This window comes from Corynebacterium sp. (genome assembly GCF_012837295.1).
In the GTDB taxonomy this organism is placed as follows: Bacteria; Actinomycetota; Actinomycetes; order Mycobacteriales; family Mycobacteriaceae; genus Corynebacterium.
The window spans coordinates 1-2906 of record NZ_DURI01000307.1; the positions used below are offsets into that span (position 1 = coordinate 1).

The following is a 2906-nucleotide window of genomic DNA, read 5'->3' on the forward strand; positions in this document are numbered from 1 at the left end:
ATGTCCGTAATGTCATAATGTATATTATCGGACATCCGGCGAGAGGGGCGCTGCCGGCGCTGATCAGCGGGCTGCCGCACTATTTGCCGCGCTCGTCGTCGCCGACGTTGGCCGCCGGCCCGTACGGGATGCCGGCGTTCTCGGCCGCGGTGCGCACGGCGATCTCCTCGCGCAGGCGCTTGGTCTGCCAGATCGTCAGCGCCATGAGTCCCACTCCGATGGCGACGAGCATCCACATCTTCTGCCATGCGACGAAGATGATGAACGCGATGAGCAGCGCCATGCGCACCCGGCGCGCCAGAAGCATCTTCTCGTACATGGTGGCTCTCTTTCGTGTCGTGCCGTCGCGTCGCATGTGTGTCGCGCTCGCGTCGTTCTCGTGTCGGCGGGCCGATGTGACCGAAAACCGCCGATTCCGCCCCATCGGGACGTTTGGTGACTATACCGGAGTGACCCCGCAAAACGTCACTGTGACGAAATGATGGAACCCCGGGCGCGGTTCGGGCGGCGCTCCGGGGTCTTCATCGGTTCACATCGGCGGCGTGCGTCTACTCGGTGCCGGCCTTGCGCAGAACGATGCGCAGATTCAGCTCGCCGTTCTCGTCGACCGACGCGGCGACGAAGTCCGGCGTGCGCACGTTGTAGTCCAGGCGGTTGAACACCAGCGTGCCGGACATGAGCACGTGGTCGCCGTGGCGCATGACCTCCAGCGGCACGGTGACGTCGTTGGTCACGCCGCGGATGGTCAGCCGGCCCGGCACCTCGATGTTCGTCGGCGTGCCGTCATCGGGCACCATCGACAGGTCGGTGTCCTCGGAGACCTCGAACTTCGACTCCGGGTATGCGTCGGTGGTGAAAATGGTGTCGCGGACGTTGTTGTCGCGCTTCATGTCGTCGGACGTCAGCGTGGCCATGTCGACCACCAGCGTGCCGGACTGCAGCGTGTCGTCGGCGATCTCGAACGAGCCGGTCACGTCATGCGTCGAGCCCGACGTCTTGCGGTTGCTGCCCGGCAGCAACTCATTGAACGTGTAGCCCACCGAGGTGCTCGTGCCGGCGCCGGATCGCGCGACCTCCCACGTGCCATTGCGGTCCGTGGTGGCCGGCTGCACGTTGGCGGTGTCCACGCCGCCGGTGCGCACGCCCTCCGACGTGATCACCCGGTACAGCACCGGGCCGACGATGACGATCGCCAGAGCGACCACCGCCACCGCGACCAGCGTCACGATCGACTTCTTCATGCCCGAATTCATACCCGCCATGGTATCCCTTCAGTGCTTCTTCAGCGTCATCGCCCCACTGCCCGGCTCATGTGGTTTTCGGCGTTCACTTCCCCTGGTGTCGCCCACGTCACTTAACGACGGCCAGTGGCTCCCCGATCAGCGGAAATGCTCCAGCTCCCGCGCCTTGACCACCAGCTCGCGGCACATCGCCGCGACGTCGCCGGCGTCCGCGCCTTCGCCGACTGCGGTTTCCACGTCTTCGGCGGCGCAGCGGAGTTCGAACAGCCCGTCGCGAAGCGCAGACAGTCGTTCGGCGGACAGTCCCGTCCCCCGCTCCCCTGCGCCCGCTCTTGCGGAACCTCCCGAGCCGCCGGGTCCCATGGCGCCGGAACCGGCGCCGACGCCCGTGCCGGCCTCCGTGCGGCGGTGCTCGTACGCCCGCTGGCGGCACGTCTGATCGCAGTACTTGCGGCGACGGCCGCGCGGCGACAGGGCGATTTCCCTGCCGCACCATTCGCAGTGGGCGGTGTCGTTGAGGGTCACGCCCGGATTATGGCACGGCCCGCACCCAGGGGTTATAATCGAGGGTCAGCGTTTCCCATCCCCGATCATTGGAAGAAGGGCCGCCACACCATGGCAGATCGAGTTCTTCGCGGCAGCCGCATGGGCGCCGTCTCCTACGAGACCGACCGCGACCACGACCTCGCGCCCCGCCGCATGGTCCGCTACCAGACCGACGACGGCATTTTCGAAGTTCCGTTCGCTGACGATGCCGAGATTCCCAGTGAGTGGTTGTGCAAAAACGGCCAGGTCGGCAAGCTCGTCGAGGGCGAGGGCACCGAAGCCAAGCCGGTCAAGCCCCCGCGCACCCACTGGGACATGCTCCGCGAGCGCCGCTCCCTGGAGGACCTCGACGTCCTGCTCGACGAGCGCGTCGATCTGCTGCGCAAGCGCCGCCGCAATGCCGCGCGCCTGCTCAAGCAGCAGCAGGAAGCCGAGGCCGCGGAGGCCGAAGGCAAGTAGCTTCACCACATGGCTTTACGACGAATCGACCCGGGAGATCGCATGGTCTCCCGGGTCGATTCGTCGTAAAGCGTGTTAGAAGCGTTCCTTGATGGAGTGCTTGGCCTGGCGGCCGACTTCGTCGGCGATGTCGCGGATTTGGCCGGCGCGGTAACCGAGACCCCACTTGGTCACGGCCGTCAGCGAATCGGTGACGAAGCTGCCCGACAGCTTCGACTCGCCGTGGACGCGCTCGGTGAAGGTAATGGGCACCTCGCGGACGTCGAAGCCGGCGCGCACGGTCTTCCAGCCGATCTCCGTCTGGAACAGGTACGCCTCCTTGCCGATGGCGTCGAGGTCGAGTGTCTCCAGCACCTCGCGGCGGAAGGCGCGGTACCCGGCGGTGATGTCGCGGATGCCGGCGCCGAGCAACGCCGAAATGTAAATGTTGCCGCCGCGCGACAGGATCTTGCGCGACGCCGGCCAATTCACCGTCGACCCGCCCGGCACGTAGCGCGAACCGATGACCAGGTCGGCGCCGTCGTCGATGGAGCCGAGAAGCAGGTGCAGCTGCTCCGGGGCGTGCGAACCGTCGGCGTCCATCTCGCACAGCACCTTGTAGTCGCGCTCCAGGCCCCACGCGAAACCGGCGCGGTAGGCGCCCCACAGGCCGCCCTTGCC

At 66.8% G+C, this 2906-nt stretch carries 5 protein-coding genes; 1 reads left to right on the forward strand and 4 read right to left on the reverse strand.

Annotation, left to right across the window (positions count from 1 at the left end; all coding sequences use genetic code 11):
* Positions 1-79: 79 nt before the first annotated feature.
* From GX015_RS09895 to GX015_RS09905, 3 genes are all read right to left on the reverse strand, one after another.
* Complete coding sequence (locus GX015_RS09895; RefSeq protein ID WP_291344788.1) at positions 80-319, reverse strand: hypothetical protein; 240 nt, start codon at positions 317-319, stop codon at positions 80-82.
* A gap of 229 nt (positions 320-548) precedes the next feature.
* The gene (locus GX015_RS09900) at positions 549-1253 is read right to left on the reverse strand and encodes a YceI family protein (RefSeq protein ID WP_291344789.1); all 705 of its coding nucleotides are present in this window, start codon (positions 1251-1253) and stop codon (positions 549-551) included.
* 126 nt (positions 1254-1379) lie between these two features.
* The gene (locus GX015_RS09905) at positions 1380-1766 is read right to left on the reverse strand and encodes a hypothetical protein (RefSeq protein ID WP_291344790.1); all 387 of its coding nucleotides are present in this window, start codon (positions 1764-1766) and stop codon (positions 1380-1382) included.
* Positions 1767-1856: 90 nt separating this feature from the next.
* Between GX015_RS09905 and GX015_RS09910 the strand changes: the two genes are divergently transcribed.
* A complete protein-coding gene (locus tag GX015_RS09910; RefSeq protein WP_291344792.1) occupies positions 1857-2246 on the forward strand; it encodes an RNA polymerase-binding protein RbpA in 390 nt (129 codons plus the stop codon).
* Positions 2247-2321: 75 nt separating this feature from the next.
* Here GX015_RS09910 and GX015_RS09915 read toward each other — a convergent pair.
* The coding region (locus GX015_RS09915; RefSeq protein ID WP_291344794.1) for a glycosyltransferase at positions 2322-2906 on the reverse strand (585 nt) is incomplete at its 5' end.